The organism is Streptomyces sp. NPDC058701, from assembly GCF_042715295.1.
Classification (GTDB): Bacteria; Actinomycetota; Actinomycetes; order Streptomycetales; family Streptomycetaceae; genus Streptomyces.
This window is the reverse complement of the sequence record NZ_JBHXSY010000155.1, coordinates 1-1,029: the sequence shown is the minus strand read 5'-3', so window position 1 is coordinate 1,029 and position 1,029 is coordinate 1. Positions and strand designations below refer to the sequence as shown.

At 68.5% G+C, this 1,029-nt stretch carries 1 protein-coding gene; it reads right to left on the bottom strand.

The annotated features are described in order from the left end of the window. Positions 1 to 1,000, bottom strand: a 1,000-nt coding sequence (locus tag ACFWW8_RS38670; protein WP_386537637.1) for an IS110 family transposase, incomplete at its 3' end; no start/stop codon positions are given. Between the last annotated feature and the right edge of the window lie 29 nt (positions 1,001 to 1,029).

Here is a 1,029-nt window from a genome sequence, read left to right as displayed (position 1 = left end):
TCTCGCGTTTCGACATGCCCTGTTTCGTGCGTCGTTCGAGGTAGAGACGGGTGCGGGCATCACGGCGGATGCGTGTCACGACGATGCGGTAGAGGGCATCGTTGGCCTGCCGGTTGCCCCCGCGGTTGAGCCTCCGGCGCTGGGTCTTTCCGGAAGACTGCTCGACAGGGCTGACGCCGCACAGAGCTGCGAATGATGCCTCGCTGGCCAGCCGTTCTGGGTTGTCGCCGGCGGCGATCAGCAGGGCAGCGGCACTGTCGGGCCCGACGCCGATGATGTCCAGGAGCTGCGGATGGCAGCCATGGACGGCTTTGCTGACCCGGCGGGTGAGTTCCTTCACCTCGGCGGTGAGCTGCTGGATGCGCCGGGCCAGCAGCCGGAGCGTGAAGACGGCAGCGTCGCCGGCGTCGGGAAGGTCGGCGCACCTGGCGATCAGGGCCGTGTTGCTGAGCTTGGACAGTGCCTCGCGCAGCGCGGGATCGACACCGAGCAGCACGGCCTTGAGCTGGTTCTTTGCCTGCGTGCGGGCCTTGACGGCCGATTCCTTTGCCAGTCGCAGCACGCGCATGTCGGCCGCCGGGCCCTCGCCGGTCTTGGGCGTGACGTCAGCGCGTCCGGACAGGACCGCGCGGGCGGCGGCCTCCGCATCGACGGCGTCGGTCTTGCCGCGCTTGCGGCGCAGGGCGCGGTCGGGCTGATTGACCTCGATGACCTGGACGTTCTCCCGGCTCAGGAAGCGTGCCAGGGCCGCTCCGTAGGATCCGGTGCACTCCACACCGGCTCGGCGCAGGGTACCGAAAGAGCTTGCCCAGGCCAGGAGTTGGCGGTATCCGGCGGCGGTGGTCGGGAACTGCTGGTGGGCCAGGAGTGCTCCGAGCACGGTGATCACTGCGGCGACGTGTACGTCCTTGTGGGTGTCCACCCCCAAGATCATGTCCTCTGCCAGCGGTTCTTCTGGCTGTGCGGGCAGAGTCGGCTGGGGCATGCTGGTGATGGTCACGCGGCTCCTTCATCGGCTGGGGCTGATGG